This is a genomic window from Pseudomonas sp. MT3 (genome assembly GCF_054720805.1).
Genome location: NZ_JBTVPY010000009.1, coordinates 128,383 through 145,019 on the forward strand (window position 1 = coordinate 128,383; position 16,637 = coordinate 145,019).

A 16,637-nucleotide genomic window follows, 5' to 3' on the forward strand; every position below is an offset into this window, starting at 1 on the left:
TTCCGGACATTTCCGGCCGCCCCGGCCTGGGCGCGAGGTCTTGCGTACGCGGGTGGCTGATTGGGGGGAACGCATGAGTCTGTCGATGGATTGGGTGCTGCAACAGGCGCGCCCGGTCATGCCGGTGCTGGTGATCGAGGATGTGGCGCTGGCGGGGGATCTCGCACGCGCGTTGCATGACGGCGGGGTGCGGGTATTGGAAGTGACCCTGCGCACGCCGCAGGCGCTGGATGCCCTCGCTGAAATCCGCCGTGAGCTGCCCGAGATGATCCTCGGAGCCGGTACCCTGATCCACACCGAGCAATTCCAGGAAGCCCGCGATGCCGGTGCGCAGTTCGCCGTCAGCCCGGGCTGCACGCCGCGACTGGTGGCGGCAGCGGAAGATGCGAAGATGCCTTTCCTGCCGGGCGTGATGACGCCTTCCGAGGTGCTGGTGGCGCTGGAGTACGGTTACCGCTCGCTGAAGCTGTTCCCCGCCGACGGCAATGCCGCGATCAAGATGCTCAAGAGCCTGAAGGCGCCGTTCTCCGGCATCCGCTTCTGCCCGACCGGCGGCATCACCCAGGAGAACCTGCTCAACGTGCTGCGCCTGCCCAATGTCGCCTGCGTCGGCGGCACCTGGATTGCGCCGCCCAGCCTGGTGCGCGCCCGCGCCTGGGATCAGATCACTCAATTGGCCATCGAAGCGCGCGAGCTGGCCGCAAGCCTGGAGCATTCTTCATGAGTTGGCAGTTGCCCGATCCGTTCGTCATCGACATCGTGGTCAAGGCGGAAGACATCGACGGTCTCGGCCATGCCAACAATGCCGTCTACGTCAGCTGGCTGGAGCGCTGCGCCTGGCGCCACTCGCAGAGCCTGGGGCTGGATCTGGTGGAGTACCGCCGGCTGGACCGCGCGATGGCCGTGGTGCGGCATGAGGTGGATTACCTGGCCGCCGCCTATGAAGGCGATGAGCTGCAATTGGGCACCTGGATCGTCGAGTCCGACCAGCGCCTGCGGATGACCCGGCATTTCCAGCTGGTGCGGCCTGCCGATGCACTGACCCTGCTGTGCGCGCAGACCACCTTCGTCTGCATCGAACTGTCCACCGGCAAGCCCAGGCGCATGCCGACGGAGTTCATCGAGGGTTACGGCCGCGCCTTGCTGTCGCCGGAAACCGTCGCCAGCGGCGCGTGATCCGTCGCGCCGTGCTTTTCCCGGCGCGGCGCATTCCCTACAATCCGCGCCCTTCGCCATAGCCGAGATTCCCCAGTGCAGATTGCCCTGGCCCCGATGGAAGGGCTGGTAGATGACATCCTCCGCGATGTGCTGACCCGCGTCGGCGGCATCGACTGGTGCGTCACCGAATTCATCCGCATCAATGACCGCCTGCTGCCGCCGTCGTCCTTCCTGGCGCTTGCCCCGGAGCTGGCGCATGGCAGCCGCACCCGCGCCGGCGTGCCGATGCGTGTGCAACTGCTCGGTTCCGATCCGCAGTTGCTGGCGGAGAACGCCGTGCAGGCCTGCGAGCTGGGCGCCCCGGTGATCGACCTGAACTTCGGCTGCCCGGCCAAGACCGTGAATCGCTCCCGTGGCGGCGCGGTTTTGTTGAAAGAACCCGAGCTGATGTTCAGCATCATCGAGGCGGTGCGCCGCGCGGTGCCGGCCCACATTCCGGTGACCTCGAAGATGCGTCTGGGCTATGACAGTCCGGACGGCGCCATCGACTGCGCCCGTGCCCTGGCCGATGCCGGTTCCGCCCATGTGGTGGTGCACGCGCGGACCAAGGCCGACGGTTACAAGCCGCCGGCCCATTGGGAGTGGGTGGCCAGGGTGGCCGATGCGGTGAAGGTGCCGGTGTTCGCCAACGGCGAGGTGTGGACGCTCGAGGATTACCACCGCTGCCGCTCCATCAGTGGCGTGGCGGACATCATGCTCGGTCGCGGGCTGGTTTCCCGCCCGGACCTCGCCCGGCAGATCGCCGCCTGGCGCGACGGCCGCGAAGTGGTGCCGATGCCCTGGTCGGAAGTGCGCGTGCTGCTCGACGACTTCTGGCGCCAGGCCCGGCGCAAGCTGGCGCCGCGCTATGCGCCGGGACGCCTGAAGCAGTGGCTGGGCATGCTCACCCGCAGCTATCCCGAAGCGGTGGAGCTGTTCGCCCGGGTGCGGCGCGAGCATGACTGCGAAGTGATCGACCGGATGATGCAGGTCGAGATCGAAGAAGCGGCCTGATGCCGGGTTGCTCTTCGTAGGAGCGAGCTTGCTCGCGAACGCGGTCCATCCAGATGCGCCGGCGTTGGGCGGTTCGCGAGCAAGCTCGCTCCTACAAAAGCGTGGCCCAGGACAACGCCGAGTCAGCGCCCGCCGCTGACGTCGATGAACCCGCCGGTGCTGTAGCTGGATTCCTCCGACGCGAGGAACAGGATCGACCGTGCCACTTCCTCCGCTTCGCCGCCCCGGCCCAGGGGAATCGCCGATTGCAGTCGCTCCACGCGCCCCGGCTCGCCGCCGCTGGCGTGGATCTCGGTCCTGATCAGCCCCGGCCGCACGGCATTCACGCGGATGCCTTCGCCGGCCACCTCCCTGGCCAGGCCGATGGTCAGGCTGTCCACCGCCCCCTTGGCCGCCGCGTAGTCGATGTACTCGTTGGGCGAACCCAGGCGCGAGGCCATTGACGAGACGTTGACGATACTCCCGCCGTTGCCGCCATGCCGGCGCGCCATGCGCTTCACCGCCTCGCGGCAGCAGAGGAAGGTGCCGGTGACGTTCACCGCGAACACCCGCTGCAGGCGCGCCACGTCCATGTCTTCCAGGCGCATCTGACGTTCCAGGATACCGGCGTTGTTCACCAGCACGTCGAGGCGACCGAACGCGTCGTCCACTTCGTGGAACAGACGCAGCACGTCCGCCTCGTTCGCCACGTCGGCGGCGAAGGCTTGCGCTGTTCCGCCGGCGGCGGTGATCCGCGCCACCAGCGCCTCGGCCGCTTCACGCTCGCGGCGATAGTTGAGTGCCACGGTGAAGCCGCGCTCGGCGGCGAGCAGCGCGGTGGCGGCGCCGATGCCGCGACTGGCGCCGGTGATCAGCATGACCTGGGCCATCGATCATCTCCTGTTGCGAAGGGGGCTTGAAATGGATTTCCACAGCCCAATCTATGTTCCTGCGGGAAGCCGAAGACGGGTCCCGCAGCGGAGTTCTGAAGTCAGGCTCCAGATCATACCTTGCTGAAAATTTCAGGAGATTCGCATGAGCAACGTCCTTTCCCTCGCCCCGCTGTTCCGCCAGTCCGTCGGCTTCGATCGCTTCAACGATCTGTTCGAATCCGCCCTGCGCAGCGAAAGCGGCAGTTCCTACCCGCCCTACAACGTCGAGAAGCATGGTGACGACCAGTACCGCATCGTCATCGCCGCCGCCGGCCTGCAGGAAGAAGACCTGGAGCTGCACGTGGAGCGCAGCGTGCTAACCGTCAGCGGCGGCAAACGCGAGAAGGCTTCCGAGAGCGTCACCTACCTGCACCAGGGCATCGCCCAGCGTGCTTTCAAGCTGTCCTTCCGCCTGGCCGACCACATCGAGGTCCAGGGCGCGTCGCTGAAGAACGGCCTGCTGAGCGTCGAGCTGGTGCGCATCATCCCGGAAGAAGCCAAGCCCAAGCGGATCGCCATCAACGGCCAGCGTCCGGCCATCGAAGGCTGAGTATCGTCTCGGCGATAGCCGAGTCGTAGCCGCATGGTAAAACGCCCGTCTCGAAAGAGACGGGCGTTTTCGTTTGTGCCTCGATCAGGCGTTTTGCCCCAGCGGCGCCGAGCGATTGCGCCACCAGGCGATGATGATCGCCACCATGAGTACGAAGCCCAGGTAGCCCATTACCGGGTAGACGATCCCCACCAGCTTGACGAAGCCGACCTGGCTGCCGATGAAGGCGAGCACCACGGCGGCCACGGTGGCCACGCGGAAGGGCACGCCGTAGGCGGCGCAACGCGCGGCCAGGGTATAGGCGAAGCCGCTGGTGGTGCAGTAGAGCTTCACCAGCAACAGGGCGAGCATCACGTCGCCGAACCACGGCGCAATGTGGTTGCTCAGCAGCAGGGTGGGAATGGCGCTGTCGCCGATCACATCGATCTGCACCAGCATCACCAGGGCCATCGCCAGGATCAGCACGCCGACCCCGGCTCCGCCGATCACACCGCCCAGGCCGGCCTTGCGCAGGTTGGCCACGCTGCTGCCCATCACCACCACGGCGGCCGCGGTGGCGGCGACGTTGTAGGACACGTAGAGGAAGGCGCTGAGCAGCCAGTTGGGCGCCGGGTGCGGCAGGGCGAGGGCGATCTGTTCCAGTTCGGCCAGCGGCTTCTGGATATGCGTCAGGGCGTAGATGGCGATGATCGCCACGATGACCATCAGCACCGGCGTGATCAGGCTCATCAGGGTGATCACCCGCTTCAGGCCCAGGCACACGGTGATGATGGTCAGCACGCCGAGGACGATGCCGCCGATGGAGTGGCCGATGCCCAGTTGCTGTTCGAAGGACGAGTTGGCGCCGGCGAACATGACCACCATCGTGCCGAACAGGAAGAAGGTCAGCATCAGGTCGACGACGCGGCCCAGCGGCTTGCCGCAGATGAACTCCATCGCTTCCTTGTGCGACTGCGTCTGCAGGCGGCTGCCGATCTGGTAGAGGTTCATCAGCAGGAAGGCGAACAGCGCCAGCGCCACCGCGGCGCCTGCCAGGCCCATGATGCCGAATCCGCCGAAGAACTGGAGGATCTCCTGGCCCGAGGCGAAGCCGACGCCCACCACCAGGCCGATGTATGCTCCGCCGAGCTTGAGACTGGTTTTCATGATCGAGACTCTGTTGTTGTTATGGAAGCGGCCCCGCCCGGTGCGGAACCGCAAGGATCATGCTTCGCCGACGAAGGCCTGGATTTCCACTTCGACGTCCACTCCCAGCGCCAGCGCCGAAGCCACGCAGGAGCGTACCGGCAGGCCCTGGTCGAAGTAGCGCTGGTACACCTCGTTGAAGCCGGCGAAGTGCGCCATGTCGGACAGCCACACGGTGGCCTTCACCACCTGGGAGAAGTTCGCGCCGCAGGCTTCCAGGCTCTCGGCGATGCGGGTCATCACCGCTTCGGCCTGGGTCTGGATGTCGCCCTTCACCACCTGGCCGTCCGCGCTCATCGGGATTTGCCCGGACAGGAACAGGAAGCCGCCGGCCTTGACCGCGCGCGAGAAGGGGAAGGGCAGGGGGCTGGGGTAACGCTGGATATCGCTCATGGGATTGCCTCCGGTAGGACTCAACGCAAGCGCGCCGGGCTCAGGCGCAGGGGATCAACGCCTTCCTGGCGCAGGGTTTCGGGGAGCGGCTGGCCGAGCAGCAACGACTGGGCCAGGCAGGAGACGCCGTCGGCCGACTGGATGCCGTAGCCGCCCTGGGCGGCCAGCCAGAAGAACGCCGGGTTCTGCGCGTCCTGGCCGATCACCAGGTCTCCGTCGGCGACGAAGGAGCGCAGGCCGGCCCAGCTGTGGTTCGGCCGGCGGATCGCCAGGGTGGTGTGTTCCTCGATGTGGTGAATGCCCAGGGCGATGTCGAGTTCTTCGGGCTGGACGTCCTGCGCCTCCACCGGGTCGGCGTTGGCGGGCGAGCCGAGCAGTTGGCCGGCGTCGGGCTTGAAGTAGAAGCTCTCGTCGATGCCGATCACTGTCGGCCAGTGGCTGACGTCCACACCCTCGGGGACGGCGAAGGTGAAGGCGGTGCGGCGGCGGGGCTGCAGGCCGATCGGGCGGATGCCGCAGCGCTCGGCCACGTGATCGGCCCAGGCGCCGGCGGCGTTGACCAGTTGCGCGGCCTGGACGGTTTCGCCCTGGCTCAGTTCGAGCGTCCACAGCCCGTCGGCGAATCCTGCCGATAGCAGTTCGCGGTTGCAGCGCAGTTCGCCGCCGCGCTGGCGCAGCGCGCGCAGGTAGCCCTGGTGCAGCGCATGCACGTCGAGGTCGCGGGCGTCGGGTTCGTACAGCGCACCGGCGATGGCGTCGGCGCGCAGGCAGGGGAGGAACTCCAGCGCCCGTTCGGTGCTGATGCGCTCCACCCCGGGCGTGGCCTCGGCCTGCTTGAGCAGCTCGACGTGTTCCGGGCCGCCGACGTACAGGCAGCCGCGCGGAGTGAGGATCGGGTGCTCGCTGAAGCCGGCTGGCGGGTTCTCGTAGAAGGCCCGGCTGGCGCGGGTCAGCGCCTGGATCTGCGGCGTTCCGTAGGCCTCCATGAACATGGCGGCGGAGCGCCCGGTGGAGTGGTAGCCGGGCTGCTCTTCGCGCTCGAGCACCAGCACTCGGTGGGTTTCGCTCAAGCGGTAGGCGAGGGAGGCGCCGGCAATACCGGCGCCGATGATGACGATGTCGAATGGTTTCACGGCAAGGACCTTTTACAGGCTTTCTCTTATGTGAGAAATCTAAGATATGAGAATTTTTGCGGTAAAGGCAAGGCCCGGTAAACTTTCCGCACCCACTTCCGAGATGTCCCATGAGCGAAACCGCCCAAGCCCTGCCCAAGCCACAGCAACTGGACCGGAACGAAGTCGGCGCGCGCCTGCGGGCCGTGCGCAAGCAACAGAAGCTGACCTTGAAACAGCTCTCCGACCTGTCTGGCGTGGCGGTTTCCACGTTGTCGAAAATGGAGCTGGCGCAGGTCGCGGTGAGCTATGACAAGCTGGCGGCAGCGGCCCGCGCGTTGCAGGTGGATATCGCCCAGTTGTTCCGCCCGCTACCGTCCGTCGGGGCCCAGGCCGGGCTGAAGACCTTCGTGAAGACCCGCGTCGATGATGCCGCCGGCTACGACACCGGCGGCTACGAGTACTACCCGATCGCCGGCGACTTTCCGCAGCGCAGCATGACCCCGCTGTATGCGCGCATCTTCGCCCGCGAGGTGGGGGACTTCGATGATTTCGTCCGCCACCCCGGCCAGGAGTTCGCCCTGGTGGTGTCCGGGCGTGTGCGCATCCAGTTCGAGACGGGCGAGTCGGTGAGCATCGGCCTGCGCGAGACGGCTTACTTCGACAGCAGTGTCGGCCATCTTTATCTGAACGACGGCGAGGCGGACGAGGCGCAGGTGATGGTGGTGATGTCGGAGTTGCGCCCGGCCGGCTGACCGAGCGGGGCGCCTCAGGGCGCCCCTTGCCCGTCCCGGGGCGGAAGCAGGTCGATGAAGGCTTCCAGTGGCACGGGCCGGCTGAACAGGTAGCCCTGGTGCAGGTGGCAGCCCTGTTCCTCCAGCAAGGCCAGCTGCTCCGGGGTTTCCACGCCTTCGGCGATGAGTTCCAGGCCCAGGCTGTGGCCCATTGCGATGATTGCGCGGACGATCTCCGCATCATTGCTGTCGTTGGGCGCATCGCGCACGAAGCTCTGGTCGATCTTCAGGCTGTCCACTGGCAGGCGCTTCAAGTAGGTGAGCGAGGAGTAGCCGGTGCCGAAGTCGTCCATCGCGAAGCGCACCCCGGCCTGGCGCAGGCGCTGCATCCGGGCGATGGTGTCCTCCAGTTGCTGGATGACGATCCCTTCGGTGATCTCCAGCTTCAGCAGGCGGGCGGGGAGTCCGGCCTTGTCCAGGCTGTCGAGGACACGCTCGACGAAGTCGTTCTGGCGGAATTGCCGGGGGCTGATGTTCACGCTGAGGCAGAAGTCCTCGATGTCGATCCGTCCTTCGGCGAGCAGGCGCGCGCAGGTGTGGCAGGCCTCCTCGATGACCCAGTGGCCTACGGCGATGATCAGCCCGCTGTCTTCCAGCACGCGAATGAAGCTGGCAGGCGATTGCGCTCCCTGTGTCGGGTGTTCCCAGCGCAACAGAGCTTCGGCGCCGACGATGCGCCCGCCGCGGGAGTCGATCTGCGGCTGGTAGTGCAGGCTGAACTCGCGACGGGCGATGGCCATGCGCAGGCCGCTTTCCAGGCGCAAGCGTTCGCTGGCAGCCTTCTGCATGGAGGCGTGGAACAGTTGCACGGTGTTCCGTCCGGCGTCCTTGGCGCGGTACATGGCGATGTCGGCGCGCTTGAGCAGGTCCTCGGGAGTGGCGCCGTCATCGGGGATCAGGGCGATGCCGATGCTCGGGGTGATCTGCAGGCGGTGCCCGTCCAGCAGCATGGGCTCGGCCAGCAGGTCGCGCAGTTTTTCGGCCAGTTGGCGCACGCGGCGCGCAGTTTCCAGGCGGCTGCCATCGATGCCGGTGAGCAGGATCACGAACTCGTCGCCGCCCAGCCGCGCCACGGTGTCTTCCTGGCGTACGCTGGCCTCCAGGCGCGCGGTGACCATCTGCAGGATGGCATCGCCCACCGAGTGCCCCAGCGAGTCGTTGATGTGCTTGAAGTGGTCCAGGTCGAGGAACAGCAGCGCGCCGCGCAGGTTGTGGCGCTGCAGCAGGGCGATCTGCTGCTTGAGGCGGTCCATCAGCAGCGCGCGGTTGGGCAGGTCGGTCAGGGCGTCGTGGTAGGCCAGGTGCTGGATGCGCGCTTCCGCTTCGCGCAGCTCGCTGGTGTCGCGGGCGGTGAGCAGCAGGCAGGCGGTGCCGCCCAGGTCGATGGGTTCGACCGAGACGTCCACGGTCTTGGTATGACCGTCGCGGTGGCGGCCGCACATCTCCAGGTGGTGCACGTAGCCGTCGCGGTCGAGGGCCGCCAGCAGCTTGGTTCGCTCCTCCGGGTCGCCCCAGATGTTGAGCTCCAGCGAGGTGTGTCCGGTGACTTCCTCGGGGCGATAGCCGGTCAGGCGGTGAAAGCCTTCGTTGACCTCGATGTAGCGGCCGCTGTCGCGCTCGGTGATGGTGATGGCGTCGGGGCTGGAGTGGAACGCCTTGGCGAACTTCTCCTGGCTGGCCTTGAGTTCCGTTTCCGCCTGCTGGCGCCGGGTGACGTCGCGGAAGGTGGAGAGGATGCACAGTTGGCGGTCGACCCAGATCAGCCGGCTGGCGACCATGCAGGTGATGCTCCGGCCTTCGCGGGTGAGGAACTGCACTTCGGCGTTCTGCAGCGAATGGTCCCGCATCAGTTGCTCGAACAGCCGCTCGCGCAGTCGATGATCGGCCCAGAAGGCGATCAGGTGCGAGGAATGGCCGATGACCTCCTCGGCCCGCCAGCCGAAGGTGCTGCAGAAGCTCGGATTGACCTCGATGAACTCGCCGTCGCGCACCCGCGAGACGCAGATCGGATCCGGGCTGCCCTGGAACAGGCTGGCGAATTTTTCCTCGGAGGCTTCCAGGGTGCGCTCCCGCATGACCTGCTCGGTGATGTCGAGCAGGGTGCCGGCCATGCGCAGCGGCTTGCCCTCGGTGTCACGGTAGAGCCGCGCGCGGCTCTCCAGGTAGCGTACTTCGCCGGATTGCAACTGGGCGCGGTAGGTGAACTGGTAGTCGTTGTCCGGTCCCTTGGCCAGGCGCGCATAAGCCTGGCGCATGCGCCGGCGATCGGTCTCGTCGACGCAGGCGAAAAACTCGCCGAAGGGACCGTGGAAGTCCTGCGCCGGCAATTCGTGGAGCACGGCGGCGCGGATCGAGCCGTAGAGCATCCCGGAGGGGATGTGCCAGTCCCAGATGCCCAGCTGGGCGGAGTCCAGCGCCAGGTCGAGACGTTCCTGGCTGTCGCGCAGGGCCTGTTCCTGGGCGCGCAGGCGGGTGACGTCGCGGATGGTCAGGACCAGGCAGATGTGGCCCTGCAGTTCGATCTGGCAGCCGTAGACGCGGGCGCTGCGTTCTTCGCCCGCGCGGGTGAGCAGGGTGACTTCGAAGCCGTCGATGCGTTGCTCGGCGTCGATGCTGTCGAGCATCCGCTGGCGCTCGTCCAGGCTGCGCCAGATACCCAGTTGCAGCGAAGTGCGGCCGATGGCCTCTTCGCGGCTCCAGCCGAAACGCTCGGTGAAGCTGGCGTTGATCTCGCGGAAGCGCCCGCTGTCCCGGTCGCTGATGACCATTGCGTCGGGGCCGGTGTGGAAGGCCTTGGCGAATTGGTCCTGGCCGTCGGATTCGGGCAGGGACGGGGAGTGCTGGGTCATGCGTCGCTCCCCGGACAGAAACCGGGACCGCTTACAAGGCGGTCTCGGCGTGACGTGCGGACGGGCATTCAGGCCCCTTGTTCTTCTAGTTATGCCAGAACAATAGAGGTTAGGCCGCGGCAGGCGCAAGCCCGGCTGCCTGGGCGTCGAGCAGACGCATGAAGGCTCGCGCGGCGTTGGACAGCGTGCGCTCGGTATGCAGGATGTAGCCCAGCTGGCGGCTGAGCTGGATATCCTGCAGCGGCAGGCGTACGACGCTGTCGTCGAGCATGGTGCGCGGCAGCACGCTCCAGGCCAGGCCGATGGAGACCATCATTTTGATGGTCTCCATGTAGTTGGTGCTCATGCCGATGTTCGGCGTCAGGCCCTCGGCCTCGAACATGCGTCGCACGATGTGGTGGGTGAAGGTGTTGCCGCCGGGGAATACCGCCGGGTGCCGCGCCACGTCGGCGAGGAACACCGGGCCCTGCACCGACAGCGGGTGCTCGGGGGCGGCGACGAAGTCCAGCGGGTCGTCCCACACCGGCACGGCGCGTACCGGTTCGGCGGTTTCCGGGGCGAGGGTGATCACGGCCAGCTCGGCGCGTCCGTGGAGAATTTCTTCGTAGGCCACTTCCGAGTCGCAGAACTGGATGTCCAACGCCACCTGCGGGTGGGCCTTGGTGAAGGCGCGCAGCAGCGGCGGCAGGCGGTGCAGGCCGATGTGGTGACTGGTGGCCAGGACCAACCGGCCGCTCACTTCACCGTTCAGGTTGGTCAGGGCGCGGCGGGTGTCGTCCAGCACGCTGAGGATCTGGTAGGCGCGCGGCAGCAGGGCGCGGCCGGACTCGGTGAGGGTCACCTCGCGGCCGACGCGGTCGAACAGGCGTACGCCCAACTGGCTCTCCAGGGCGGCGATGCGCTTGCTCACCGCCGGCTGGGTCAGGTGCAGGCGCTCGCCGGCTTCGGAGAAGCTGCCGGACTCGGCGATGGCGAGGAAGGTGTTGAGGCTGGTCAGGTCCATGTCGACTCCCTGCGCTCTGGAAGCGGCGCCCGGCTTTTATAACGCACAGTATTCCTTGTGGGAATCCTTTGGATAAAAAATATGAATTTGAGTTATTCGGCTCCATTCCATAGCATCATCCCCACAAGCCCAAGGGGCATAGAAAGACGCTGATGAGGATTCTCTGATGGCCGGCAAGACGCTCTACGACAAACTCTGGGAAATGCACGAGGTGAAGCGCCGTGACGATGGTTCGTCGCTCATCTACATCGACCGTCACATCCTCCACGAAGTGACCTCGCCGCAGGCCTTCGAAGGCCTGCGCCTGGCCGGCCGCAAGCCGTGGCGCATCGATGCGAACATCGCCACCCCGGACCACAACGTGCCGACCACCCAGGTCGAGCGCAAGGGCGGCCTCGCGGCCATCGCCGACGAAGTGTCGCGCATCCAGGTCCAGACCCTGGACGAGAACTGCGACGACTTCGGCATCCTCGAATTCAAGATGAACGACGTCCGCCAGGGCATCGTCCACGTGGTCGGCCCGGAGCAGGGCGCGACCCTGCCGGGCATGACCGTGGTCTGCGGCGACTCGCACACCTCGACCCACGGCGCCTTCGGCGCGCTGGCCCACGGCATCGGCACCTCCGAGGTCGAACATGTGCTCGCCACTCAGTGCCTGGTCGCCAAGAAGATGAAGAACATGCAGGTCCGCGTGGAAGGCAAGCTGCCCTTCGGCGTGACCGCCAAGGACATCGTGCTCGCGGTGATCGGCAAGATCGGCACCGCCGGCGGCAACGGCCATGCCCTGGAATTCGCCGGCAGCGCCATCCGCGACCTGTCCATGGAAGGCCGCATGACCATCTGCAACATGTCCATCGAAGCGGGCGCCCGCGTCGGCATGGTGGCGTGCGACGAGAAGACCGTGGAATACGTGAAGGGCCGTCCGTTCTCGCCGCAGGGCAGTGACTGGGACAAGGCCGTGGAAGCCTGGAGCGACCTGGTTTCCGACGCCGATGCGCACTTCGACACCATCGTCGAGCTGCGTGCCGAGGACATCAAGCCGCAGGTCAGCTGGGGGACATCCCCGGAAATGGTCCTGGCGGTGGACCAGAACGTGCCGGACCCGGCGGCCGAGGCCGATGCGGTCAAGCGCGACTCCATCACCCGCGCACTGAAGTACATGGGCCTGAACGCCAACCAGGCGATCACCGATATCCAGCTGGACCGCGTCTTCATTGGCTCCTGCACCAACTCGCGCATCGAAGACCTGCGCGCCGCCGCTGCCGTGGCCAAGGGCCGCAAGGTCGCTTCTACCGTGAAGCAGGCGCTGGTCGTTCCGGGCTCGGGTCTGGTGAAGGCCCAGGCCGAACAGGAAGGCCTGGACAAGATCTTCATCGAAGCCGGCTTCGAATGGCGTGAGCCGGGCTGCTCCATGTGCCTGGCGATGAACCCGGACCGCCTGGAGAGCGGCGAGCATTGTGCCTCCACCTCCAACCGCAACTTCGAAGGCCGCCAGGGCGCCGGTGGCCGTACCCACCTGGTGAGCCCGGCGATGGCCGCCGCGGCTGCCGTGACCGGTCGTTTCATCGACGTACGTGAATTGATGCAGGCCTGAGGAGACCTATAAATGAAAGCCTTTACTCAGCATACCGGCCTCGTCGCGCCGCTCGACCGCGCCAACGTCGACACCGACCAGATCATCCCCAAGCAATTCCTCAAGTCGATCAAGCGCACCGGCTTCGGCCCGAACCTGTTCGACGAGTGGCGCTACCTCGACGTGGGCCAGCCGAACCAGGACAACTCCAAGCGCCCGGTGAACCAGGACTTCGTCCTCAACTTCCCGCGCTACGAGGGCGCCAGCGTGCTGCTGGCCCGTGAGAACTTCGGCTGCGGCTCGTCCCGCGAGCACGCGCCGTGGGCGCTGGACGAGTACGGTTTCCGCACCGTGATCGCGCCGAGCTTCGCCGACATCTTCTTCAACAACAGCTTCAAGAACGGCCTGCTGCCGATCATCCTGAAGGATGAGGAAGTCGACGAGCTGTTCGCCCAGTGCGAAGCCACCGAGGGTTACCAACTGACCGTCGACCTTGCCGCGCAGACCGTAACCCGCCCGGACGGCAAGCAGTACCGCTTCGACGTGGATGCGTTCCGCAAGCACTGCCTGCTCAACGGTCTGGACGACATCGGCCTGACCCTGCAGGACGCCGACGCCATCCGCCGTTTCGAAACCGGCTACAAGCAGAGCCAGCCCTGGTTGTTCCGCGACGCCTGAGCGGCGGCGCACCCTAATAAGGAGAAAGCCATGACCGAGAGTCGCCACGAGCAAGTGGTCCAGCGCCAGTTCGGCGCCCAGGCCAACGCTTACCTGACCAGCGCCGTACACGCCCAGGGCGAAGAATTCGCCCAGCTGCGCGAGCGACTGTCGGCGACCACCGGCGCGCGCGTGCTGGACCTGGGTTGCGGGGCAGGGCACGTGAGCTTCAACGTCGCGCCGCTGGCCGGCGAGGTGGTGGCTTACGACCTGTCCCAGCAGATGCTCGACGTGGTGGCTTCGGCCGCCGCCGAGCGCGGGTTGGGCAACATCTCCACCCGCTGTGGCGCCGCCGAGCAGCTGCCGTTCGAGGATGGCGAGTTCGATTTCGTCTTCAGCCGCTATTCCGCGCACCACTGGCGGGATGTCGGCCAGGCGCTGCGCGAAGTACGCCGGGTGCTCAAGCCGGATGGCGTGGTCTGCTTCATCGACGTCGCGGCGCCGGGCTTGCCTCTGCTGGACACCTATCTGCAGACTGTCGAGGTCCTGCGCGACACCAGCCATGTGCGTGACTACTCCCCGTCGGAGTGGGCGCGCCTGGTCGGCGAAGCCGGCCTCGCCGTGACCGCCGTCAAGCGCCAGCGCCTGCGTCTGGAGTTCACTTCCTGGGTCGAGCGCATGCGCACCCCCGAGGTGATGCGCGAGGCCATTCGTGCCCTGCAGCTTTCGATGGGCGACGAGGTGCGCGAGTATTTCGAGATCGACGCCGAGGGTTCCTTCAGCACCGACGTGCTGGTGCTCTGGGCGGAGCGCTGATCTCAAGGTTCTGACCGCCCCGGATGGCGCGAGCCATCCGGGGCGTTACGTTATTTGCCAAGCGGCTTTATTGGCCAAGCGACTTTCAAAAAGTGAGCAGAAAGATGAGCAAACAGATTCTGGTTCTCCCCGGCGACGGTATCGGCCCGGAAATCATGGCCGAAGCGGTCAAGGTGCTGGAGCTGGCCAACGACAAGTTCGCCCTGGGCTTCGAGCTGACCGAGGACGTGATCGGCGGTGCCGCCATCGACAAGCACGGCGTACCGCTGGCCGACGAGACCCTGGAGCGCGCGCGCCACTCCGACGCCGTACTGCTGGGCGCCGTGGGCGGCCCGAAGTGGGACAAGATCGAGCGCGACATCCGCCCCGAGCGCGGCCTGCTGAAGATCCGCTCGCAACTGGGCCTGTTCGGCAACCTGCGTCCGGCCATCCTCTACCCGCAACTGGCCGATGCCTCCAGCCTGAAGCCCGAAGTGGTCGCCGGCCTGGACATCCTCATCGTCCGCGAGCTGACCGGCGGCATCTACTTCGGTCAGCCGCGCGAGCAGCGCGTGCTGGAGAACGGCGAGCGCCAGGCGTACGACACCCTGCCGTACAGCGAGAGCGAAATCCGCCGCATCGCCCGCGTAGGCTTCGACATGGCCCGCGTGCGCAACAAGAAGCTGTGCTCGGTGGACAAGGCCAACGTCCTGGCTTCCAGCCAGCTGTGGCGCGAAGTGGTCGAGGAAGTCGCCAAGGACTACCCGGACATCGAGCTGTCGCACATGTACGTCGACAACGCCGCCATGCAGCTGGTCCGCGCACCCAAGCAGTTCGACGTGATGGTCACCGACAACATGTTCGGCGACATCCTGTCGGATGAGGCTTCCATGCTCACCGGTTCCATCGGCATGCTGCCTTCAGCGTCCCTGGATTCGAATAACAAGGGTATGTACGAGCCTTGTCATGGTTCGGCTCCGGACATCGCCGGGCAGGGCATCGCCAACCCGCTGGCGACCATCCTCTCGGTCTCGATGATGCTGCGCTACACCTTCAACCAGGGCGCCGCCGCCGACGCCATCGAGAAGGCCGTGAGCCTGGTGCTCGACCAGGGCCTGCGGACCGGCGACATCTGGTCCGAAGGCTGCACCAAGGTCGGAACCCGCGAAATGGGCGATGCGGTAGTCGCCGCGCTGCGGAATCTGTAATCTCTCCGGTTCGCTCGCTCCCGGCCCCTTGCAGGAAAGCGGGAGCGACGGCCCTCTAAATATATGAAGGTGTAGTAGCGATGAAGCGTGTAGGTCTGATCGGTTGGCGTGGCATGGTCGGTTCGGTGCTCATGCAGCGGATGCTGGAAGAGCGGGACTTCGACCTGATCGAGCCGGTGTTCTTCACCACCTCCAACGTGGGTGGCGAAGGTCCGTCCATTGGCAAGGACATTGCCCCCCTGAAGGACGCCTACAGCATCGAGGAACTGAAAACCCTCGACGTCATCCTGACCTGCCAGGGCGGCGACTACACCAACGAAGTCTTCCCCAAGCTGCGCGAAGCCGGCTGGCAGGGCTACTGGATCGACGCCGCCTCCAGCCTGCGCATGCAGGATGACGCGGTGATCGTCCTCGACCCGGTGAACCGCAAGGTCATCGACCAGTCGCTGGATGCCGGCGCGAAGAACTACATCGGCGGCAACTGCACCGTCAGCCTGATGCTGATGGCTCTGGGCGGTCTGTTCGAAGCCGGCCTGGTCGAGTGGATGAGCGCCATGACCTACCAGGCGGCCTCCGGTGCCGGCGCGCAGAACATGCGCGAACTGATCAAGCAGATGGGCGCCATCAACGCCTCCGTGGCCGATGACCTGGCCAACCCGTCCAGCGCCATCCTCGACATCGACCGCAAGGTCGCCGAGGCCATTCGCAGCGACGCCATGCCCACCGAGAACTTCGGCGCGCCGCTGGCCGGCAGCCTGATCCCGTGGATCGACAAGGAACTGCCCAACGGCCAGAGCCGCGAAGAGTGGAAGGGCCAGGCCGAGACCAACAAGATCCTCGGTCGCTTCAAGAACCCGATCCCGGTGGACGGCATCTGCGTGCGCATCGGCGCCATGCGCTGCCACAGCCAGGCGCTGACCATCAAGCTGAACAAGGACGTGCCGCTGACCGACATCGAAGGTCTGATCAGCCAGCACAACCCCTGGGTCAAGCTGGTCCCCAACCAGCGCGAGATCAGCATGCGCGAACTGACCCCGGCAGCCGTCACCGGCACCCTGAGCGTTCCGGTCGGCCGTCTGCGCAAGCTCAACATGGGCTCGCAGTACATCGGCGCCTTCACCGTCGGCGATCAGTTGCTGTGGGGCGCCGCCGAGCCGCTGCGGCGCATGCTGCGTATTCTGCTCGAGCGTTGATCGCTCCTTCAGCGATACCCACGACGCCGGCCCTGTGCCGGCGTCGTGCTGTCTGCGTCACGTGATATCCCGCACAAAAACGCTCGAAGTACGCGCTGTCGGTGGAACTCTCCCTTGATTTCGCGGTGTTCTGTGACGGACCCGTAAAAGCAGCTCGGAACCAGTCGCTATCCTCGCAGTCCAGGTTTCGGTGTGCCCTTTCG

At 66.1% G+C, this 16,637-nt stretch carries 16 protein-coding genes; 10 read left to right on the forward strand and 6 right to left on the reverse strand.

Features of this window, described 5'->3' with window-relative positions:
• Nucleotides 1–73: 73 nt before the first annotated feature.
• The 3 genes from ACYCAX_RS11425 to ACYCAX_RS11435 all read left to right on the forward strand — a co-directional run bounded on the left by ACYCAX_RS11425 (nt 74) and on the right by ACYCAX_RS11435 (nt 2,211).
• On the forward strand, nt 74–724 hold the full coding sequence (locus ACYCAX_RS11425) for a bifunctional 4-hydroxy-2-oxoglutarate aldolase/2-dehydro-3-deoxy-phosphogluconate aldolase (protein ID WP_015478076.1): 651 nt from the start codon (nt 74–76) through the stop codon (nt 722–724).
• Nucleotides 721–1,176, forward strand: a complete 456-nt coding sequence (locus ACYCAX_RS11430) for an acyl-CoA thioesterase (protein ID WP_015478075.1) — start codon at nt 721–723, stop codon at nt 1,174–1,176. The genes ACYCAX_RS11425 and ACYCAX_RS11430 overlap by 4 nt, the downstream gene beginning before the upstream one ends.
• A gap of 75 nt (nt 1,177–1,251) precedes the next feature.
• On the forward strand, nt 1,252–2,211 hold the full coding sequence (locus ACYCAX_RS11435) for a tRNA dihydrouridine synthase (protein WP_460248023.1): 960 nt from the start codon (nt 1,252–1,254) through the stop codon (nt 2,209–2,211).
• Nucleotides 2,212–2,333: 122 nt separating this feature from the next.
• On the opposite strand, the gene ACYCAX_RS11440 is transcribed toward ACYCAX_RS11435, so the two are convergent.
• The gene (locus ACYCAX_RS11440) at nt 2,334–3,080 is read right to left on the reverse strand and encodes an SDR family oxidoreductase (protein WP_015478073.1); all 747 of its coding nucleotides are present in this window, start codon (nt 3,078–3,080) and stop codon (nt 2,334–2,336) included.
• 145 nt (nt 3,081–3,225) lie between these two features.
• On the opposite strand from ACYCAX_RS11440, the gene ACYCAX_RS11445 reads away from it, so the two are divergent.
• The gene (locus ACYCAX_RS11445) at nt 3,226–3,672 is read left to right on the forward strand and encodes an Hsp20 family protein (protein WP_015478072.1); all 447 of its coding nucleotides are present in this window, start codon (nt 3,226–3,228) and stop codon (nt 3,670–3,672) included.
• A gap of 84 nt (nt 3,673–3,756) precedes the next feature.
• On the opposite strand, the gene ACYCAX_RS11450 is transcribed toward ACYCAX_RS11445, so the two are convergent.
• From ACYCAX_RS11450 to ACYCAX_RS11460, 3 genes are read right to left on the reverse strand one after another with little or no spacing between them, the layout of a single operon-like run.
• Nucleotides 3,757–4,818: a YkvI family membrane protein gene (locus ACYCAX_RS11450; protein ID WP_294980565.1), complete on the reverse strand. Its 1,062-nt coding sequence runs from the start codon at nt 4,816–4,818 to the stop codon at nt 3,757–3,759.
• Between the two features lie 57 nt (nt 4,819–4,875).
• Nucleotides 4,876–5,250 (reverse strand): RidA family protein, encoded by a 375-nt coding sequence (locus tag ACYCAX_RS11455; RefSeq protein WP_015478070.1) that lies wholly within the window; start codon nt 5,248–5,250, stop codon nt 4,876–4,878.
• Between the two features lie 20 nt (nt 5,251–5,270).
• Nucleotides 5,271–6,383 carry an NAD(P)/FAD-dependent oxidoreductase gene (locus ACYCAX_RS11460; protein WP_460248024.1) on the reverse strand — a complete coding sequence of 371 codons (1,113 nt, stop codon included), beginning with the start codon at nt 6,381–6,383 and terminating at the stop codon, nt 5,271–5,273.
• A 110-nt stretch (nt 6,384–6,493) separates the two neighbouring features.
• On the opposite strand from ACYCAX_RS11460, the gene ACYCAX_RS11465 reads away from it, so the two are divergent.
• A complete protein-coding gene (locus tag ACYCAX_RS11465; protein WP_015478068.1) occupies nt 6,494–7,117 on the forward strand; it encodes a helix-turn-helix domain-containing protein in 624 nt (207 codons plus the stop codon).
• 14 nt (nt 7,118–7,131) lie between these two features.
• On the opposite strand, the gene ACYCAX_RS11470 is transcribed toward ACYCAX_RS11465, so the two are convergent.
• Both ACYCAX_RS11470 and ACYCAX_RS11475 read right to left on the reverse strand, forming a co-directional pair.
• Nucleotides 7,132–10,005: a sensor domain-containing protein gene (locus ACYCAX_RS11470; protein ID WP_294980572.1), complete on the reverse strand. Its 2,874-nt coding sequence runs from the start codon at nt 10,003–10,005 to the stop codon at nt 7,132–7,134.
• 109 nt (nt 10,006–10,114) lie between these two features.
• Nucleotides 10,115–11,008, reverse strand: a complete 894-nt coding sequence (locus ACYCAX_RS11475) for a LysR family transcriptional regulator (RefSeq protein WP_015478066.1) — start codon at nt 11,006–11,008, stop codon at nt 10,115–10,117.
• Nucleotides 11,009–11,174: 166 nt separating this feature from the next.
• Here ACYCAX_RS11475 and leuC point away from each other — a divergent pair, with 166 nt between their 5' ends.
• The 5 genes from leuC to asd all read left to right on the forward strand — a co-directional run bounded on the left by leuC (nt 11,175) and on the right by asd (nt 16,434).
• On the forward strand, nt 11,175–12,602 hold the full coding sequence (gene leuC, locus ACYCAX_RS11480) for a 3-isopropylmalate dehydratase large subunit (RefSeq protein ID WP_460248025.1): 1,428 nt from the start codon (nt 11,175–11,177) through the stop codon (nt 12,600–12,602).
• 12 nt (nt 12,603–12,614) lie between these two features.
• On the forward strand, nt 12,615–13,259 hold the full coding sequence (gene leuD / locus ACYCAX_RS11485; protein ID WP_460248026.1) for a 3-isopropylmalate dehydratase small subunit: 645 nt from the start codon (nt 12,615–12,617) through the stop codon (nt 13,257–13,259).
• A 30-nt stretch (nt 13,260–13,289) separates the two neighbouring features.
• The gene (locus tag ACYCAX_RS11490; RefSeq protein ID WP_460248027.1) at nt 13,290–14,054 is read left to right on the forward strand and encodes a class I SAM-dependent methyltransferase; all 765 of its coding nucleotides are present in this window, start codon (nt 13,290–13,292) and stop codon (nt 14,052–14,054) included.
• Nucleotides 14,055–14,158: 104 nt separating this feature from the next.
• Nucleotides 14,159–15,241 (forward strand): 3-isopropylmalate dehydrogenase, encoded by a 1,083-nt coding sequence (leuB, locus tag ACYCAX_RS11495; protein ID WP_015478062.1) that lies wholly within the window; start codon nt 14,159–14,161, stop codon nt 15,239–15,241.
• An 80-nt stretch (nt 15,242–15,321) separates the two neighbouring features.
• Nucleotides 15,322–16,434 carry an aspartate-semialdehyde dehydrogenase gene (gene asd, locus ACYCAX_RS11500; RefSeq protein ID WP_015478061.1) on the forward strand — a complete coding sequence of 371 codons (1,113 nt, stop codon included), beginning with the start codon at nt 15,322–15,324 and terminating at the stop codon, nt 16,432–16,434.
• The last annotated feature ends 203 nt before the right edge of the window (nt 16,435–16,637 follow it).

Bases quoted from the DNA above. Each gene is read 5' to 3' on its own strand.
- ACYCAX_RS11455 (WP_015478070.1), bottom strand. From the start codon at position 5,250: ATGAGCGATATCCAGCGTTACCCCAGCCCCCTGCCCTTCCCCTTCTCG.
- leuB (WP_015478062.1), top strand. From the start codon at position 14,159: ATGAGCAAACAGATTCTGGTTCTCCCCGGCGACGGTATCGGCCCGGAA.
- ACYCAX_RS11445 (WP_015478072.1), top strand. From the start codon at position 3,226: ATGAGCAACGTCCTTTCCCTCGCCCCGCTGTTCCGCCAGTCCGTCGGC.
- leuC (WP_460248025.1), top strand. From the start codon at position 11,175: ATGGCCGGCAAGACGCTCTACGACAAACTCTGGGAAATGCACGAGGTG.
- leuD (WP_460248026.1), top strand. From the start codon at position 12,615: ATGAAAGCCTTTACTCAGCATACCGGCCTCGTCGCGCCGCTCGACCGC.
- ACYCAX_RS11440 (WP_015478073.1), bottom strand. From the start codon at position 3,080: ATGGCCCAGGTCATGCTGATCACCGGCGCCAGTCGCGGCATCGGCGCC.
- ACYCAX_RS11470 (WP_294980572.1), bottom strand. From the start codon at position 10,005: ATGACCCAGCACTCCCCGTCCCTGCCCGAATCCGACGGCCAGGACCAA.
- asd (WP_015478061.1), top strand. From the start codon at position 15,322: ATGAAGCGTGTAGGTCTGATCGGTTGGCGTGGCATGGTCGGTTCGGTG.
- ACYCAX_RS11430 (WP_015478075.1), top strand. From the start codon at position 721: ATGAGTTGGCAGTTGCCCGATCCGTTCGTCATCGACATCGTGGTCAAG.
- ACYCAX_RS11450 (WP_294980565.1), bottom strand. From the start codon at position 4,818: ATGAAAACCAGTCTCAAGCTCGGCGGAGCATACATCGGCCTGGTGGTG.
- ACYCAX_RS11425 (WP_015478076.1), top strand. From the start codon at position 74: ATGAGTCTGTCGATGGATTGGGTGCTGCAACAGGCGCGCCCGGTCATG.
- ACYCAX_RS11475 (WP_015478066.1), bottom strand. From the start codon at position 11,008: ATGGACCTGACCAGCCTCAACACCTTCCTCGCCATCGCCGAGTCCGGC.
- ACYCAX_RS11490 (WP_460248027.1), top strand. From the start codon at position 13,290: ATGACCGAGAGTCGCCACGAGCAAGTGGTCCAGCGCCAGTTCGGCGCC.
- ACYCAX_RS11465 (WP_015478068.1), top strand. From the start codon at position 6,494: ATGAGCGAAACCGCCCAAGCCCTGCCCAAGCCACAGCAACTGGACCGG.